13 protein-coding genes are annotated in these 15,956 nt (G+C 66.0%); 3 read left to right on the forward strand and 10 right to left on the reverse strand.

Going from position 1 to position 15,956, the window contains the following annotated elements:
- Positions 1–273: 273 nt before the first annotated feature.
- The 3 genes from CEJ42_RS23155 to lptM form a co-directional block, all read right to left on the reverse strand.
- The gene (locus tag CEJ42_RS23155; RefSeq protein ID WP_243397939.1) at positions 274–1,176 is read right to left on the reverse strand and encodes a phage tail protein; all 903 of its coding nucleotides are present in this window, start codon (positions 1,174–1,176) and stop codon (positions 274–276) included.
- Positions 1,177–1,615: 439 nt separating this feature from the next.
- Entirely contained in the window at positions 1,616–2,899 is a 1,284-nt protein-coding gene (lysA, locus tag CEJ42_RS23160; protein ID WP_079217217.1) for a diaminopimelate decarboxylase, read from the reverse strand.
- Positions 2,900–2,993: 94 nt separating this feature from the next.
- Positions 2,994–3,203: an LPS translocon maturation chaperone LptM gene (lptM, locus tag CEJ42_RS23165; RefSeq protein ID WP_088752702.1), complete on the reverse strand. Its 210-nt coding sequence runs from the start codon at positions 3,201–3,203 to the stop codon at positions 2,994–2,996.
- 49 nt (positions 3,204–3,252) lie between these two features.
- Between lptM and cyaY the strand changes: the two genes are divergently transcribed.
- The 3 genes from cyaY to CEJ42_RS23180 all read left to right on the forward strand — a co-directional run bounded on the left by cyaY (position 3,253) and on the right by CEJ42_RS23180 (position 6,634).
- Positions 3,253–3,585 (forward strand): iron donor protein CyaY, encoded by a 333-nt coding sequence (cyaY, locus tag CEJ42_RS23170; protein WP_088752703.1) that lies wholly within the window; start codon positions 3,253–3,255, stop codon positions 3,583–3,585.
- Positions 3,586–3,740: 155 nt separating this feature from the next.
- Positions 3,741–4,208: a type II secretion system major pseudopilin GspG gene (gspG, locus tag CEJ42_RS23175; protein ID WP_079217220.1), complete on the forward strand. Its 468-nt coding sequence runs from the start codon at positions 3,741–3,743 to the stop codon at positions 4,206–4,208.
- 290 nt (positions 4,209–4,498) lie between these two features.
- Positions 4,499–6,634: a TonB-dependent receptor gene (locus CEJ42_RS23180; RefSeq protein WP_088752704.1), complete on the forward strand. Its 2,136-nt coding sequence runs from the start codon at positions 4,499–4,501 to the stop codon at positions 6,632–6,634.
- A 133-nt stretch (positions 6,635–6,767) separates the two neighbouring features.
- Here the strand turns inward: CEJ42_RS23180 and CEJ42_RS23185 are convergent, their stop codons facing one another.
- The 7 genes from CEJ42_RS23185 to CEJ42_RS23215 all read right to left on the reverse strand — a co-directional run bounded on the left by CEJ42_RS23185 (position 6,768) and on the right by CEJ42_RS23215 (position 15,932).
- Entirely contained in the window at positions 6,768–6,971 is a 204-nt protein-coding gene (locus CEJ42_RS23185) for a hypothetical protein (protein WP_088752705.1), read from the reverse strand.
- Positions 6,972–7,012: 41 nt separating this feature from the next.
- On the reverse strand, positions 7,013–8,365 hold the full coding sequence (gene hslU, locus CEJ42_RS23190; RefSeq protein ID WP_088752706.1) for an ATP-dependent protease ATPase subunit HslU: 1,353 nt from the start codon (positions 8,363–8,365) through the stop codon (positions 7,013–7,015).
- A 93-nt stretch (positions 8,366–8,458) separates the two neighbouring features.
- A complete protein-coding gene (hslV, locus tag CEJ42_RS23195) occupies positions 8,459–8,995 on the reverse strand; it encodes an ATP-dependent protease subunit HslV (RefSeq protein WP_088752707.1) in 537 nt (178 codons plus the stop codon).
- A gap of 247 nt (positions 8,996–9,242) precedes the next feature.
- Positions 9,243–12,932 carry a trifunctional transcriptional regulator/proline dehydrogenase/L-glutamate gamma-semialdehyde dehydrogenase gene (gene putA / locus CEJ42_RS23200; protein ID WP_088752708.1) on the reverse strand — a complete coding sequence of 1,230 codons (3,690 nt, stop codon included), beginning with the start codon at positions 12,930–12,932 and terminating at the stop codon, positions 9,243–9,245.
- Positions 12,933–13,125: 193 nt separating this feature from the next.
- The gene (locus CEJ42_RS23205; protein WP_165774493.1) at positions 13,126–14,151 is read right to left on the reverse strand and encodes an acyltransferase family protein; all 1,026 of its coding nucleotides are present in this window, start codon (positions 14,149–14,151) and stop codon (positions 13,126–13,128) included.
- Positions 14,152–14,434: 283 nt separating this feature from the next.
- Entirely contained in the window at positions 14,435–15,160 is a 726-nt protein-coding gene (locus tag CEJ42_RS23210; protein WP_088752710.1) for an ABC transporter ATP-binding protein, read from the reverse strand.
- Between the two features lie 4 nt (positions 15,161–15,164).
- Positions 15,165–15,932 carry an ABC transporter ATP-binding protein gene (locus tag CEJ42_RS23215; RefSeq protein WP_079216175.1) on the reverse strand — a complete coding sequence of 256 codons (768 nt, stop codon included), beginning with the start codon at positions 15,930–15,932 and terminating at the stop codon, positions 15,165–15,167.
- Positions 15,933–15,956 lie beyond the last annotated feature (24 nt).

Here is a 15,956-nt window from a genome sequence, read left to right on the forward strand (position 1 = left end):
AAAACGCGCATTATAGCGGCAACTTCGGCGCGCCAAGCCGCTTGGGCGTGACATTTACGCGCCTGTCCGCAACAGGCCACAGTCGGCCGCGGCGGGCCTTGTCGGCAAGCAAGAAGCGCTCCCGCCAGCGGAGCGAAAATGGGAGGGAATGCGAGGAGAGGTGCCAGGAGGAAATATCGCTGCTGCGGCCGCCGCGACGAAGGCGCCGCGGCCCGGGCGGGATCGCAGGCTCAGGGAGCCAGGAAATCAGGAAACCGGAAGCGCAGCCGCGGCTCAGGCGCCGCCGGCGCTGCGTTCGTAGGCGGGGCAACCGTCCTTGCCCCATTTGCCGTTGCACAGCTTCCACAGGCAGCTCTCGCGCGCGAACAGCGACAGCGCGCTGCACTGCTGGACCTGCTCGCCCACTGAAGGCGGCGCCACCTCGACCACGTCGGGTTCCGGTATCGCGGCCTGGCTGCGTTCGGCCTTGGCGCGGGCGGCGGCCAGCTGCGCCTCGGCCTCGCGACGGCGCTGCTCGCGCAGGGCCTGCGCGGCGTCTTCGCGGCGATGGCGCGCCTCGGCGGTGGCGCGCTTCTGCGCCAGCAGGTGCGCCTTTTCTTCGGATTCCTGCTGGAGGATGGCGATGGCGTCGCGCACCGGCATCTGCTCGGCCGGCTCGTCGATGACGGCGGCAGCGGGCGCTGCGGCGGCCGGGGCCGGCGCCGCCTTCCTCAGCGAGGGCAGCTCCGGCGCCATGGGCTTGAGTCCGCGCTGCGGCCACGAGGCCTGCGACGTCCACCACAAGGCCAGGCCGATGGCCGCCAGCGTCAGCAGCGACACCGGCCACGCCGCGCGCGCCGAACCGGCGACTTCATGCGGTGCGGGCCGGCTGGCCGGGCTTGCGGTCTCGGGTTGCGGCTGGAGCTGGGGTTGGCGTTGGGGTTGCGGCAGCGGCACGGCCGCCGGGAACGCCTGGGAGCCGACCAGCGGGGCCACCGCGTCCGGCAGGACAGGCGCCTCCCGCGTGCTCACGGGAGCGGCGGACGGCGCAGATTCCAGGCGGGCTTCTGCCGCGGCCGCCTCGGTCACGACGGCGGCCGTCACGGAGGCGGCGGCGACGGCGGCGGCGGTGATGTGCGACGCGCGGATTTCCAGCTCGTCGTCGGCGATGATGTTTTCTTCCGGAGCGGGTTGCACGAGCGTGTCCAGGCCGGCATCTGGCGATGCCGCCGGTTTGTCGCCCTCTTCCCCTTTGCGATGCAGGACCTGCATTTCCTTCCCCTGTGTTTCGCTACGACCGCCGTCCCGACGGAAATGGTTGCGCCCCCACGAAACCCGCCCTCCGGGCGATGCGCGAAAAGGCAAAGCCCACGCTGTTTCGCGGGATGGGTTTCTGCGTCTGATTGTGTTTCTGCCCGGTCTCCGTGGTCGCTGTGTTCAGCGTTTTTTCTTCGGGCGTATTTTTTTCGACGGAAGGCTATTTTGCTCCCAAATTTCCGAAAGGCAAATCAAAGTTTGCGCTTGCCGTGAAATTTCCACAGCCCAGCACCGGCGCGTGTTGCCGGGCGGCCAACAAAAGCAAAACGGCAGCCGCGTCGCCGCGGCTGCCGTCATGACTGAGCGTCAACAGATCACATCAGCTGACGATGCTTTCCAGCGCAAACAGGTCGGACGGATTCTCACGCTTGCGGATCAGATGTGCACGCACGCCGTCGACCAGCACCTCGGCGGCGCGGCCGCGGGTGTTGTAGTTGGACGCCATGGTCATGCCGTAGGCGCCGGCCGAGGCGAAGGCCAGCAGGTCGCCCTGTTCGATGGCCAGCTCGCGGCCGCGCGCCAGCCAGTCGCCGGACTCGCACACCGGGCCGACCACGTCGTAGACCTGGGCGCCGGCGGCGTCTTCCTTGACCGCCTTCACGCCGTGCCAGGCTTCGTACATGGCCGGGCGCATCAGGTCGTTCATGGCGGCGTCGACCACGGCGAAGTTCTTGCTCTCGCCGTGCTTGAGGTACTGCACTTCGGTCAGCAGCACGCCGGCGTTGCCGACGATGGAGCGGCCCGGCTCGAACATCACCTGGATCTGGCGGCCGCCGTACTTTTGCTTGCGCCAGGCGTCCACGCGGGCGAACACGCGCGCCAGGTAGTCGCCGACGGCGACCGGCTGCTCGTCGTCGTAGCGGATGCCGATGCCGCCGCCGATGTCGAGGTGATGGATGTGGATGCCTTCGGCTTCCAGCGCGTCGACCATGTCGATCACCTTGTCCAGCGCTTCCAGCAGCGGCGAGTCGTCCAGCAGCTGCGAACCGATGTGGCAGTCGATGCCGACCACTTCGATGTTGGGCAGCGCGGCGGCGGTGCGGTAGCAGTTCAGCGCGTCTTCATAGGCCACGCCGAACTTGTTTTCCTTCAGGCCGGTGGAGATGTAGGGATGGGTCTTGGCGTCGACGTTGGGGTTCACGCGCAGCGAGATGCGCGCGCGCTTGCCCATTTCGCCGGCCACTTCGTTCAGGCGCGCCACCTCGGGGATGGACTCGACGTTGAAGCACAGGATGTCGTGCTCCAGCGCCAGCTTCATCTCGTCGCGGCCCTTGCCCACGCCGGAGAAGATGACCTTGCGCGCGTCGCCGCCGGCGGCCACCACGCGCAGCAGCTCGCCGCCGGAGACGATGTCGAAGCCCGAACCCAGCTGGCCCAGCAGGTTCAGCACCGCCAGGTTGGAGTTGGACTTGACCGAATAGCACACCAGCGCGCCTTCATCGCCGCGGCCGGCCTTGCGGCAGGCGTCGGCGTAGGCCGAGAAGTTCTCGACCAGGGCGGCCTTGGAATAGACATAGAGCGGCGTGCCGAACTGGGCGGCCAGGGCCTGCAGGGACACTTGTTCGGCGTGCAGCACGCCGTTGCGATAGCTGAAATGGGACATGGGAGTCGTTGATGCGAAATCTGTTGTGGGGTCCGGCGCGCCCTTTGCCTGCCATGGGGGCGCCGGCGTGAAGCTCTTGCCTGGCGGCGCCGGCTTACTTGACGGCGCTGTCGGCCGCGTCCGGTTTCGAGACGGCGCCGCCGGCCTGCGCATCGGCCGGTTTGGGCGTGGTCTGCACCAGCGGATCGGGCGGGATCCTGGGCATGTACAGCGGCCCCTTCTGGCCGCAGCCGGCAAGGATCAGGAGCGACGAGAACGTCGCCAGTGCGGCTGCGCGGCGGGCAAGAGAATAGTGTGACTTCACGATAAAATGGCGGATTACATCGAAATCTTAGAATGACTTGGAGTTTAGCATGACGGAATCGGAATTCCTGGACCTGGCGGACGCGACCTTGTCGACCATTGAAGCCGTGCTGGAAAAGGCCTGCGACGAGGGCGACCTGGACGTCGAATGCAGCCGCAGCGGCAATGTCCTGGAGGTCGAGTGCATCAACGACGGCTCCAAGATCATCATCAACAGCCAGGCGCCCATGAAGGAAATGTGGGTGGCCGCGCGCTCCGGCGGCTTTCACTACCGCTACGACGGCGCCCACTGGAAGAACACCCGCGACGGCTCCGAGCTGTATGCGGCCCTGTCGGAAATCGTCAGCGCCCAGGGCGGCGTGCAGGTCAGCCTGCAGCCCTGAAGCACGGCGTGCGCGTGCACGCCGCCGCTGCGCCGGCCGCCTCCTGATCCGGATATGATGCGGCGCGGGTCGCCTTTTGGGCGATGCGCCGCTTATACTTGCGTGTTTTCCGTTTCCATCTATTTACATCAGCCGATCTGAAGCCGGCAGCATCCATGCGTCGTTCCCTTTTGCCCTCCAGGCGACATCCCGCCTTCCTGTTCCTGCAACGCGGACTGGCGCGCCTGCGCTGGATCATCGTGCTGACGGTGCTGGCGGTGGCGGCCGCGATCGGCGTGCCGCGCGTGGCCGAGCGCATCGCCCATGATCACGGCCCGCAGGCGCAGGCGGTCGACGCCGACCTGCGCGCCATCGCCGCCGGGCTGGAACAATACCGCAAGGACAACGGCCGCTATCCCAGCACCCAGCAAGGCCTGCTGGCGCTGGTGATCCGCCCGACGCGCGCGCCGCTGGCGCCGGCCTGGCAGGTCGGCGGCTACGTCGAACGCCTGCCGCGCGACCCTTGGGGCAACCCTTACCAATACGGCGCCGATGACGACGGCGGCAGCTTCCAGCTGTTCTCCTTCGGCCAGGCCGGCCCTGACGGCGGCGAAGACGACCCGCACGTGATCCGCCTGCACTGACGTGCACCGGCGCCCGTGCCGGGCGCCCCCCTCTCCCCCGCTTTGTTCCAGCACACCCGCGTAGCGGGTGCGGCGATGCCTGCGCGCAATCTTCTTATCCGCCAGGAAAATGACAGGGTTTTACTCGCATCTTTCCAAACCGGGATTTACAACCAGCGGAGCCAGCCTGGCGTGGCAGCGATGCGCTTGCGAGACAACGGCTCGCAAAATCCTTACATTTATTTACAGTTAATGGTTAAATATAAATAAAAACAATTCCCATTAACTTAAATAAAAACGAAAGCCCTCTCATGAAGTTCCGCCTCAAGCCGGGTTGCCTGGCTGTGCTGACCGCCTTTTCCGTAGCTCCCGCCGCCGTTTCCACCGCCTTTGCCCAGAGCGCCGAAAGCCTGCCCCAGGTGCAGGTCAGCGGCTCGCGCGTCAATGACAACTACGTCGCGCCCACCGCGGTGTCCGGCACCAAGACCGAAGCGCCGCTGCGCGACATTCCGCAGACCATCAACGTGGTGCCGGCGCAGGTCATCCGCGACCAGAACGCCACCTCGCTGCAGGACGTGCTCAAGAACGTGCCCGGCCTGGGCCTGTCGACCGGCGACGGCCAGCGCGACCAGGTCTTCATCCGCGGCTTCACCGCCATCGGCGACCAGTTCGTGGACGGCTTCCGCGACGATGCGCTGTACTTCCGCGACCTCTCCAACGTCGAGACGATAGAAGTGATCAAGGGCCCCGCCGCCGTGCTGTACGGCCGCGGCTCCTCGGGCGGCCTGATCAACCGCGTGACCAAGAAGCCGGGCATCGACGTTTCCGACGTCAGCTTCACCGCCAACAGCACCGCCGGCCGCCGCGCCGAACTGGACCTGGGACGCGGCGCCGGCGACGGCGTGGTGTCCTGGCGCCTGACCGGCGCCGTGGAGCGCGGCGACAGCTTCCGCGCCCAGCAATTCATCGACCGCGCCGCCTTCGCGCCGTCGATGGAGCTGAAGTTCTCGCCCGACACCAAGCTGCTGCTGCAGGCCGACTACCTGGAAGACCGCCGCGTGATGGACTTCGGCATTCCCTCGTACAAGGGGCGTCCGGTGAGCGTGGATCCGGGCACTTACTACGGTGCGCGCAATGCGCGCGATGCCGATTTCGTGCAGTCGCGCGTGGTCTCGACCTCGGCCGTGTTCTCGCATCGCATCGACGACTCGCTGTCCTTCAAGAACAACTTCCGTTATTACGACTACCACCTCAACCGCAATCCGACCAACATCAGCGGCAACGTCAATGAAACCGCCCAGACGATGACCCTGAACCATTCCAAGCTGGTGCGCGACGAGAATGGCTGGTTCAACCAGAGCGAACTGACGCAGAAGCTGCAACTGGGCAGCATGAAGCACGAGTTCCTGTACGGCGTCGAGTTCGGCAGCCAGAGCAAGGACGCCTACACCTACAACGGCGTGGCGGTAGCGACCGGCGTCAACATCTTCAATCCCGTGCTGCCGGTGGTGAACCCCAACACGCTGGGCGCCCTGACCACGACCTACGGCACCTACAACACCTTCGGCGCCTACCTGCAGGACAACATCGCTTTCAGCGAACAATGGAAGGCGCTGGTCGGCCTGCGCTACGACAGCTTCGAGCAGAAGTCGCGCATCGTCGGCGGCACCTCGCCGGGCAGCCTGGCGCGCACCGATACCGCCTTCAGCCCGCGCGTCGGCCTGGTGTGGCAACCGACGGAGACCCAGTCCTACTATGTCTCGCTGAGCAAGTCCTTCCAGCCGTCCGGCGAAAACTTTGCGCTGGCCGTCAACAACGCCGACCTGTCGCCCGAGACCACCCGCAACACCGAAGTGGGCGCCAAGTATGACCTGCTCGAAGGCCGCGCCAGCGCCACGGTGTCCTTGTTCCGCCTGGAGCGCAACAACATCAAGACCACCGACCCGACCAACAACAACCGCCTGATCCCCGTGGGCACGCAGCGCACCGACGGCGCCGAGTTCACCCTGAGCGCGGACCTCAAGGGCGGCTGGAAGGTCATGGCCGGCTATGCCTACCTGGATGCCGTCATCACCGACTCCACCGCCTTCGACACCAGCGCGCCGGGTACCGGCAACGTGCCGGTCAAGGGCAAGAACGCCACCCTCACGCCCAAGCACAGCGCCAACCTGTGGGTCACCAAGGACCTGGGCAGCGGCTTCACGGTGGGCGGCGGCGCCAACGCCATCGCGGCGCGCTTCGCCAACCCGGGCAACACCGTCACCCTGCCGGGCTACGTAACGGCCGATGCGATGGCTGCCTATCGCACCGCCAAGTACGATATCCAGCTCAATATCGGCAACATCTTCAATACCAACTACATCATCTCCGGCCACGGTTCCAGCCCCAACCTGAGCCTGCCGGGCGCGCCGCGCAACGTGGCGCTGACGCTGCGCTATCACATGTAATCGAGAGCCTGCGGCTGGTATCGGGGCCGGGCCCCGGCGTCGTTCGTCATGTCCGGCCGGCAATAAAAAAAACCTCCGCGGAATTGCTCCCGCGGAGGTTTTTTCTTGCCTGGTCGGTACCGAGGACGCCTGGCTACTTCCCCTCGCCGCCGACCAGCTTCTTCAGCAAGTCGGATTTCAAACGCTGCCGCTCTGCGGCTTCGCTCTTGCGATGCGACCCGGCGCCGCCGGCACGCTGCTGCGCGGCGACGGCCACCGGATTGCGCGGCGCCGTGCGCTGCGAAGGCTCGACGCGAAAACTCATCTTCTGCCGCGTCGCCAGTCCCTTGTTGGCCATCGCCGTGCCCCTTTGTCGCCTTGCCGCTTCGCGCGAGTGCCTTACAGCACGTAGCGCGACAGGTCTTCGTTGACGGCCAGCTCGCCCAGACGCTCGTTGACGTAGGCGTCGTCGATGCTCAGCGTATTGCTGGCGCCGGATTCGCCGGCGGTGAAGGAGATCTCTTCCAGCAGCTTTTCCATCACCGTGTACAGGCGGCGGGCGCCGATGTTCTCGGTCTTCTCGTTGACCGAGTAGGAGATCTCCGCCAGGCGCTTGATGCCGCTGTCGGCGAACTCGATCTTCACGCCTTCGGTGGCCAGCAGCGCCTCGTACTGCTTGGTCAGGCAGGCGTCGGTGCCGGTCAGGATGCGCTCGAAGTCGGCGATCGACAGCGAATCCAGCTCCACGCGGATCGGGAAGCGGCCCTGCAATTCCGGAATCAGGTCCGACGGCTTGGACAGGTGGAACGCGCCCGAAGCGATGAACAGGATGTGGTCGGTCTTGATCATGCCGTACTTGGTGTTGACGGTCGTGCCTTCCACCAGCGGCAGCAGGTCGCGCTGCACGCCGGCGCGCGAGACGTCGGCGCCGCCGTTCTGCGAACGGGTGGCGATCTTGTCGATCTCGTCCAGGAACACGATGCCATTCTGTTCGACATTGGCAATGGCCTTCTGCTTCAGCTCTTCCTCGTTGACCAGCTTGCCGGCTTCTTCCTCGATCAGCAGCTTCATCGCCTCCTTGATCTTGACCTTGCGCGCCTTCTTGCGCTGGTTGCCCAGGCCCGAGAACATCGACTTGATCTGCTCGGTCATTTCTTCCATGCCCGGCGGCGCCATGATTTCCATGGCGGCCGAGCCTTCGGCCAGTTCCAGCTCGATCTCGCGGTCGTCCAGCGCGCCTTCGCGCAGGCGCTTGCGGAAGGTCTGGCGGGTGGTGTTCTTGTCGTCCTTCTCGCCGGAAGGGCCGGCATCATTGCCCGGCGTGAAGCCGAAGTCGCGCGCCGGCGGCAGCAGGATGTCGAGGATGCGGTCTTCGGCGGCGTCCTCGGCGCGGGCGCGCACCTTGCGCGTTTCCTGCTCGCGGGTCTGCTTGACGCCGATGTCGATCAGGTCGCGGATGATGGTGTCCACATCGCGGCCGACATAGCCGACTTCGGTGAACTTGGTCGCTTCGATCTTGATGAAGGGCGCGTCGGCCAGCTTGGCCAGGCGGCGTGCGATCTCGGTCTTGCCCACGCCGGTGGGGCCGATCATCAGGATGTTCTTGGGCGTGATCTCATGACGCAACGGCTCGTCGATCTGCTGGCGGCGCCAGCGGTTGCGCAGCGCGATGGCCACCGCGCGCTTGGCGCGGCCCTGGCCGACGACGTGCTTGTCGAGTTCCGAGACGATCTCTTTGGGGGTCATGTTCATGGCTGTGTTCCAGTGTTCTTTTGGCGTTGCGGTCGGAGGGATGAAAAAAGAGCCGGGTCCGTACTGCGGATCGCCGGCTCAAGCTCTCACCACTTACTCCAGCGTCTCGATGATGTGGTTCAGGTTGGTGTAGATGCACAGCTCGCCGGCGATGGTCAGCGACTTCTTGACGATCTCGGCCGGCGACAGGTCGGTGTTCTCCTGCAGCGCCTTGGCGGCCGACTGCGCATAGCTGCCGCCCGAGCCGATGGCGCCGATGCCGTCGTTGGGCTCCAGCACGTCGCCGTTGCCGGTGATGACCAGCGTCGCATCCTTGTCGGCGCACAACAGCATCGCCTCCAGGCGGCGCAGCATGCGGTCGGTGCGCCAGTCCTTGGCCAGCTCGACCGAGGCGCGCATCAGGTTGCCCTGGTGCTTTTCCAGCTTGGCCTCGAACAGGTCGAGCAGCGTGAAGGCATCGGCCGTGCCGCCGGCGAAGCCGACCAGCACCTTGCCGTGGTAAAGCTTGCGCACCTTGCGCGCGGTGCCCTTCATGACGATGTTGCCCAGCGTCACCTGGCCGTCGCCGCCCAGCGCGACCTGGTTGCCGCGACGGACCGAAAGGATGGTGGTGCCGTGAAATTGTTCCATGCTTGCCTCTGTTCAATATGTGCGTTGTGTACTGCCTGCGGGCACCGCGCCGTCCCGCTGCGGGGCGCGTCTTCTGCCCGCGTTTTGTCGAGATGGGGCTGGTCGGGCCGATTGCAAGGCATTGTCGGAATGCCATGCCGAAACGGCCGCTTGCCGCCGCGGAGGCCGGTATTTTACGCCCGCAATAAAAACGGGCGCCGCGGCATCGCTGCCGGGGCGCCCGAAGGAGGGCAACAATACCGTCGGATTACACCGAAATCGTCATCAGGCTGGCGTTGCCGCCGGCGGCGGTGGTGTTGACGCACAGCGCGCGCTCGGCCAGCAGGCGCCACAGCGCAATCGCGGTGTCTTCGCTGCACACCACCAGCGGCACCAGCGCGCCTTCGCGGGCGGCCAGCTTCGCGCGCCAGGCCTGGGCCGAATGGCTGTCCACCAGCGCGGCCTGCAACGGCTCGCCCTCCAGCCGGTCGGACTGGCGGATCGCCGCGCGCACCTGCTGCGGCAGGCCGGCCGGGATATAGACGGCGCTGGCGCCGTCGACCACCACGGTGTTGCCGGTGGCGAAGGCCGCGGCCAGCTGGTTGAGCAGCGTGCCCACGCTGGCGGCCACGCACAGCACCAGGCCGCGCGGGGCGAAGGCCAGGGTGTTGCGCTCGCCGGTGGGACCGGGCAGCAGCAGGCTGCGCTGCAACAGGCTGTCGCCGTGGTAGCGCTGGCCGGTGACGGCCAGGCGCTCATGGCCGTGGGTGCGGGCCCAGTCGAGCAGGCTGTCGAGCAGCGTGTTGGGGACCGCCGCCGGCTGGGCGCGGGTCAGCTCCTCCTGCAGTTGCGGATTGCGCTGCAGGCGCTTCAGGTAGAGCGGGCCGCCGGCCTTGGGGCCGGTGCCGGACTTGCCTTCGCCGCCGAAGGGCTGCACGCCCACCACGGCGCCGACGATGTTGCGGTTGACGTAGATGTTGCCCACATGCGCGCGGCTGGCCACGAAGTCGATGGTCTCGTCGATGCGCGAATGCACGCCCAGCGTCAGGCCGTAGCCGGTGGCGTTGATCGCGTCCACCAGCTGCGACAGCTGGTCGCGGCGGTAGCGCAGCACGTGCAGCACCGGGCCGAACACTTCGCGCTGCAGCTGCGACAGGTCGGCGATCTCGATCACGGTGGGCGGCACGAAGGTGCCGTGTTCGCAGGCCGCGTCCAGCGTCAGCTGGTGCACGGATTTCGCGCTGCCGCGCATGCGTTCGATGTGGTTCAGCAGGTTCTGCTGCGCCTCGGCGTCGATCACCGGGCCGATGTCGGTAGCCAGGCGGTCGGGGCGACCCACGCGCAGTTCGGCCATGGCGCCCTTGAGCATCTCGAGGGTGCGCTCGGCGATGTCTTCCTGCAGGCACAGGATGCGCAGCGCCGAGCAGCGCTGGCCGGCGCTGTCGAAGGCCGAGGACAGCACGTCCACCACCACCTGCTCGGCCAGGGCGCTGGAGTCGACGATCAGCGCGTTCTGGCCGCCGGTCTCGGCGATCAGCGGCACTTCGCCGTGTTCGCCGTTTTCACCATGATTGCGCTTGGCCAGCGTGCGGTTGATCAGTTGGGCGACTTCGGTCGAACCGGTGAAGATCACGCCCTTGACGCGCTCGTCCGAGGTCAGCGCAGCGCCGACGGTCTCGCCGCGGCCCGGCAGCAATTGCAGCGCGGCCAGCGGCACGCCGGCCTCGTGCAGCAATTGCACGGCGCGGTGCGCGATCAGCGCGGTCTGCTCGGCCGGCTTGGCCAGCACCACGTTGCCGGCGGCCAGCGAGGCGCTGACCTCGCCGATGAAGATCGCCAGCGGGAAGTTCCACGGGCTGATGCAGACCACCGGACCATAGGCCAGCGCATTGCCGTCGTGGCGCGAGGCGATGGCGTAGTAACGCAGGAAGTCGACCGCCTCGCGCACTTCGGCGATCGCATTAGGCAGCGACTTGCCGGCCTCGCGCACGGCCAGCGCCATCAGTTCGGCGATGTTGTCTTCCAGCAGGTCGGCCCCGCGCTCCAGCATCGCGGCGCGCTGGGCAGCCGGCGTGGCCTGCCATTGCGGGGCATAGTCGGTGGCGGCGGCCAGCGCGGTTTCCACGTCCGGCAACGTCGCCTCGATCACCTCGCCCACCAGCTCGCGCCGGTCGGCCGGGTTGTGCACGGCCTGCCTGTCGGCGGCGGCAACGGCGCCGGCGATCAGCGGCGCGGCCTGCCAGCGGCGATCGGCCATGCGGGCGAACAACTGGTCCAGCTGGCGCAGGCGGTCTTCGTTGGAGAGGTCGATGCCGGCAGAATTCTTGCGCTCCTGCCCGTACAGCTTGTGCGGCAAGGCGATCGACGGATGCGGCTGGCCGCCCTGGGCGCGCACGGTCTCGATGGGATCGGCCACCAGCTTGTCCAGCGCCACCGCTTCGTCGACGATCTGGTTGACGAAGGAAGAGTTGGCGCCGTTCTCCAGCAGGCGGCGCACCAGGTAAGCCAACAGGGTCTGGTGCGAACCGACCGGCGCGTACACGCGGCAGGCCTTGCCCAGGTTCTCCTTGCCGACCACCTGGTCGTACAGGGTCTCACCCATACCGTGCAGGCACTGGAACTCGTAGTCGTCGATGTTGTGCAGCCGCGCCCAGTTCCAGATCGCCGCCAGCGTGTGCGCGTTGTGTGTGGCGAACTGCGGGTAGATGACGTCGGTCGAGGCCAGCAGCTTCTGCGCGCAGGTCAGGTAGGAGAGGTCGGTGTGCACCTTGCGGGTGTAGACCGGATAACCTTCCAGGCCGTCGACCTGGGCGCGCTTGATCTCGCTGTCCCAATAGGCGCCCTTGACCAGGCGGATCATCAGGCGGCGCTTGTTGCGACGGGCCAGGTCGACCAGGTAGTCGATCACGAAGGGGCAACGCTTCTGGTAGCCCTGCACCACGAAGCCGATGCCTTCGAAGCCGGCCAGGTCGGGATCGGCCACCAGCACTTCCATCATGTCCAGCGACAGCTCCAGGCGGTCGGCTTCCTCGGCGTCGATGTTCAGGCCGATGTTGTATTGCTTGGCCAGCAGCAGCAGTTGCTTCAGGCGCGGCAGCAGCTCGCTCATCACGCGCGACTGCTGGGCGCGCGAATAGCGCGGGTGCAACGCCGAGAGCTTGACCGAGATACCCGGGCCGTCCTTGATGCCGCGGCCGTTGGAGGCGCGACCGATGGCATGGATCGCATCCTCGTAGGACTTGTAATAGGCGTCGGCGTCGTGCATGGTCAGCGCCGCCTCGCCCAGCATGTCGTAGGAGTAGCGGTAGCCGCGCTTTTCATTTTCGCGGCTGTTGTCCAGCGCCTCTTCGATGGTCTGGCCGGTCACGAACTGGTTGCCCAGCATGCGCATGGCCAGGTCCACGCCCTTGCGGATCAGCGGCTCGCCGCCGCGGCCGATCAGGCGCGTGATGGCCGAGCCCAGGCTGCTCTCGCTGCTGGTGGAAACCAGCTTGCCGGTGATCAGCAGGCCCCAGGTGGCGGCATTGACGAACAACGACGGCGACTCGCCCAGGTGTTTGCGCCAGTCGCCCTTGCTGATCTTGTCGGCGATCAGGCGGTCCGCGGTCTGGCGGTCAGGAATGCGCAGCAGCGCCTCGGCCAGGCACATCAGCGCCACGCCCTCTTCCGAGGACAGCGAGAACTCGTGCATCAGCGCATCCACGCCCGAGGAACGCGTGCGCTTCTCGCGCACCTGCTGCACCAGCTTCCTGGCCAGCTGCTGGGTCTGCTCCTGCCAGGCGGCCTCGCTCTTGACCTGGCCGAGCAGCCATTGCACGGCCTCGGGCTCGTCGCGGCGATAGGCCGCGGTGATGGCCGCGCGCAGCGGGTCGGGCGCATGCATCACCTCGGCGTGAAAGGCGCCGAAAGGCAGGCCGGAGGAAGCGGCGGAAACTGGAGTCGGGGCGGCGGTAGTCATGGTGGGCCTGGGTGTCGGTAAGGATCGCTAGGAAAACGCGGTAATGGGAAGGATTTTTCGCATCCGGATTCTATGTGCGAATAACCAATATTAATTCTGTATTTAATGCCTATACCCAATATTTAATTTGTTAAATATTTAATACACAGAATTAAATTCAATGACTTTTCCCCGGACCGCGCGCTTTTCCAGCTCAGCCGTGCATTAGCTCCCGACGCCCGGCCAGCGTGAGCAAATCGCGCGCCGAACCCAGCAGCAGCGCCCGGCTCCAGATCCAGTTGAGGCTGGCGCGATACAGCAGCCAGCTGCCCAGCAGTCCGGCGGCCACCCGCGCCAGGCGATATTGCTCGCCGGCCAGCGCCGCCACGCCCATGGTGAACACCATGTGCATGAACATGATGACGATGGCGGCGCGTCCCAGTTCGGCCAGCCAGGCCGCGGCCGAAGGCAGGCGCGCATCGACCAGGCGCGCGATGCGCACCATGCAGACGCAGCACGCCAGCGCCGCGGCGAAGCTGATCACCGGCACGCCATACCGCGTGACCTTCATGTCAACACCCAGGCTGAGGCGCCAGCCGAAGTAATGGTTGGCCAGCACCGCCGCGATCGCCGGCGCGGCGATGGCCGCCGCCAGGCGATAGGGACGGCGCGCCTCGGGCAACTGGCCGAACAGGTAACCGGCATGGAACAACGGCGCCGCCGCCAGCGCCACGTTGGCGGCCAACGGCACCTGCAGGCCCGGCGCGAAGAAGGCGTTGGCATAGGCCAGCGCCAGCATCGCCGCATGCAGCCACAGCAGGCGCGCGCGCGAACAACGGCCCACCAGCAGCGATTCGATGACCAGCACGGTGTAGAAGGACGTCACGAACCAGAACGCCGCCAGCCACGCCGACAAGCGATTGCCGCCCAGCAGCAGGCCGGCGATGAACGCCGGCAAGGCGCCGGCGCCGCGCGGCTGGCTGAGCGCCAGATGGACCGCCAGCGGCGTGCCGATGATCGCAAGAAATACCGCGTAGGGAATCAGCAGCTGCGCCGCCTTGCGCCGGCAGAACGCGCCCGGCGCCGCAACCGGGCGAAACAGATAGCCGCTGATGAAGAAAAACAGCGGCATGTGGAACAGGAAGATCACATCGAAGCTGTAGCCGCCATAGACGTGGCCCCACACCACCAGCGTGATGCCGATGCCGCGGTAGACGTCGATCCAGCGTTCTCTTTGCATGGGCTGTCCCTGGCGTGGCGGCATTGCCTGGCGGCATGCCGGATGGCTTGATATCCAAGGGACAGTGTTGGGGGCTGAGGAGTTCGCCTGTGTTTGTCAGGTGGTTTGACGACGCCGGGACGACAAGCAGGGGATGGATTCGAACAACGGTGGGTTCAAGTACCCTCTTCCCTGTCGTCCCGGTGCAGGCCGGGACTCAAGGTTTTTCGTCGCACCCGACCGGCAATAAAAAAAGCCGCATCCGAAGATGCGGCCCTGTGGCTATGCCGTGCGCGGCAAGAACTCAACCCTCGCCCAGATACGCCGCCTTCACGCGCGGATCGTTCAGCATGTCCTTGGCGTTGCCGTTCATGGTGATCAGGCCGGATTCCATCACGTAGCCGCGATGCGCCGCCTCCAGCGCCAGCTTGGCGTTCTGTTCCACCAGCAGGATCGTGATGCCCTGCGCCGACACATTGCGGATCACTTCAAAAATCTTCTCCACCATGATCGGCGACAGGCCCATCGAGGGCTCGTCCAGCAGCAGCAACTTGGGATGGCTCATCAGCGCGCGCGCCATCGCCAGCATCTGCTGCTCGCCGCCCGAGAGCGTGCCCGCCATCTGCGCCGCGCGTTCCTTCAGCCGCGGGAAGACCTCGAACCATTTGTCGATGTCGGCGGCGATCTGGCCTTTGTCATTGCTGGTGTAGGCGCCCATGAGCAGGTTTTCCTGGATGCTCATGCGCGTGAAGACGCCGCGCCCTTCCGGCACCATCGCCAGCTTGTCCTTGACCAGCTCGAAGGATTTCTTGCCCTTCAAACCATGGCCCAGGTACTCGATGTGGCCGTCCACCTTACTGCTGGGCAGCGTGCCGGTGATCGCCTTCAGTGTCGTGGTCTTGCCCGCGCCGTTGGCGCCGATCAGCGTCACCAGTTCGCCGTCGTTGACTTCCAGGCTGATGCCTTTCACGGCCTGGATGCCGCCGTAGGCCACCGACAGGCCGTCTACTTTTAAGATGTTCGTTGTCATGTTCTTAGTGTCCTGCACCTAAATAGGCTTCAATCACTGCGGGGTTCTTCTGCACATCCGCCGGCACGCCCTCGGCAATCGGCTTGCCGTAGTCCAGCACCGTGATCCGATTGCACAGGCCCATCATCAGTTTGACATCGTGTTCGATCAGCAGGATGGTCTTGCCTTCGGCCTGGATCTTCACCAGCAGTTCTCTGAGTCCGAGCTTCTCGGTCGCGTTCATGCCCGCCGCCGGTTCGTCCAGCGCCAGCAGTTGCGGGTCGGTCGCCAGCGCGCGGGCGATTTCCAGGCGGCGCTGGTCGCCGTACGACAGGTGGCGCGCGGTGCGCTTGGCGAACTGGCCGATGCCCACGAAGTCCAGCAGCTGCTGCGACTTGGCGCGGATCTGCGCTTCTTCCTCGCGCGCCGCCTTGTGGCGGAACACCGCGCCGAAGACGTTCTGTTTGGTGCGCACATGGCAACCCACCATCACGTTCTCCAGCACCGTCATCTCGCCGAACAGGCGGATGTTCTGGAAGGTGCGGGCGATGCCGGCCTTGGCCACTTCATGCGGCGCGCTCGGGCTGTACGGTTTGCCGTCCAGCTCGAAGCTGCCGGTGTCGGGCTGGTACAGCCCGGTGATGACGTTGAAGAAGGTGGTCTTGCCCGCGCCGTTGGGGCCGATCAGGCCATAAATTTGGCCGCGTTCGATCGTGATGCCCACGCCGTTCAGGGCTTGCAGCCCGCCGAAGCGCTTGCTGACGTCGCGGATCTTGAGCAGTGTCTGTGTCATGTCTTTTTCTCCTGCTGCTTACGC

The sequence above is a fragment of the Herbaspirillum robiniae genome, assembly GCF_002213415.1.
GTDB lineage: Bacteria > Pseudomonadota > Gammaproteobacteria > Burkholderiales > Burkholderiaceae_D > Herbaspirillum > Herbaspirillum robiniae.

What these genes read in the sequence shown, in the direction of transcription:
- lysA (WP_079217217.1), bottom strand. Translation starts at nt 2,899, where the DNA reads ATGTCCCATTTCAGCTATCGCAACGGCGTGCTGCACGCCGAACAAGTG.
- CEJ42_RS23180 (WP_088752704.1), top strand. Translation starts at nt 4,499, where the DNA reads ATGAAGTTCCGCCTCAAGCCGGGTTGCCTGGCTGTGCTGACCGCCTTT.
- CEJ42_RS23205 (WP_165774493.1), bottom strand. Translation starts at nt 14,151, where the DNA reads ATGCAAAGAGAACGCTGGATCGACGTCTACCGCGGCATCGGCATCACG.
- putA (WP_088752708.1), bottom strand. Translation starts at nt 12,932, where the DNA reads ATGACTACCGCCGCCCCGACTCCAGTTTCCGCCGCTTCCTCCGGCCTG.
- CEJ42_RS23185 (WP_088752705.1), bottom strand. Translation starts at nt 6,971, where the DNA reads ATGGCCAACAAGGGACTGGCGACGCGGCAGAAGATGAGTTTTCGCGTC.
- CEJ42_RS23215 (WP_079216175.1), bottom strand. Translation starts at nt 15,932, where the DNA reads ATGACACAGACACTGCTCAAGATCCGCGACGTCAGCAAGCGCTTCGGC.
- hslU (WP_088752706.1), bottom strand. Translation starts at nt 8,365, where the DNA reads ATGAACATGACCCCCAAAGAGATCGTCTCGGAACTCGACAAGCACGTC.
- hslV (WP_088752707.1), bottom strand. Translation starts at nt 8,995, where the DNA reads ATGGAACAATTTCACGGCACCACCATCCTTTCGGTCCGTCGCGGCAAC.
- CEJ42_RS23210 (WP_088752710.1), bottom strand. Translation starts at nt 15,160, where the DNA reads ATGACAACGAACATCTTAAAAGTAGACGGCCTGTCGGTGGCCTACGGC.
- cyaY (WP_088752703.1), top strand. Translation starts at nt 3,253, where the DNA reads ATGACGGAATCGGAATTCCTGGACCTGGCGGACGCGACCTTGTCGACC.
- gspG (WP_079217220.1), top strand. Translation starts at nt 3,741, where the DNA reads ATGCGTCGTTCCCTTTTGCCCTCCAGGCGACATCCCGCCTTCCTGTTC.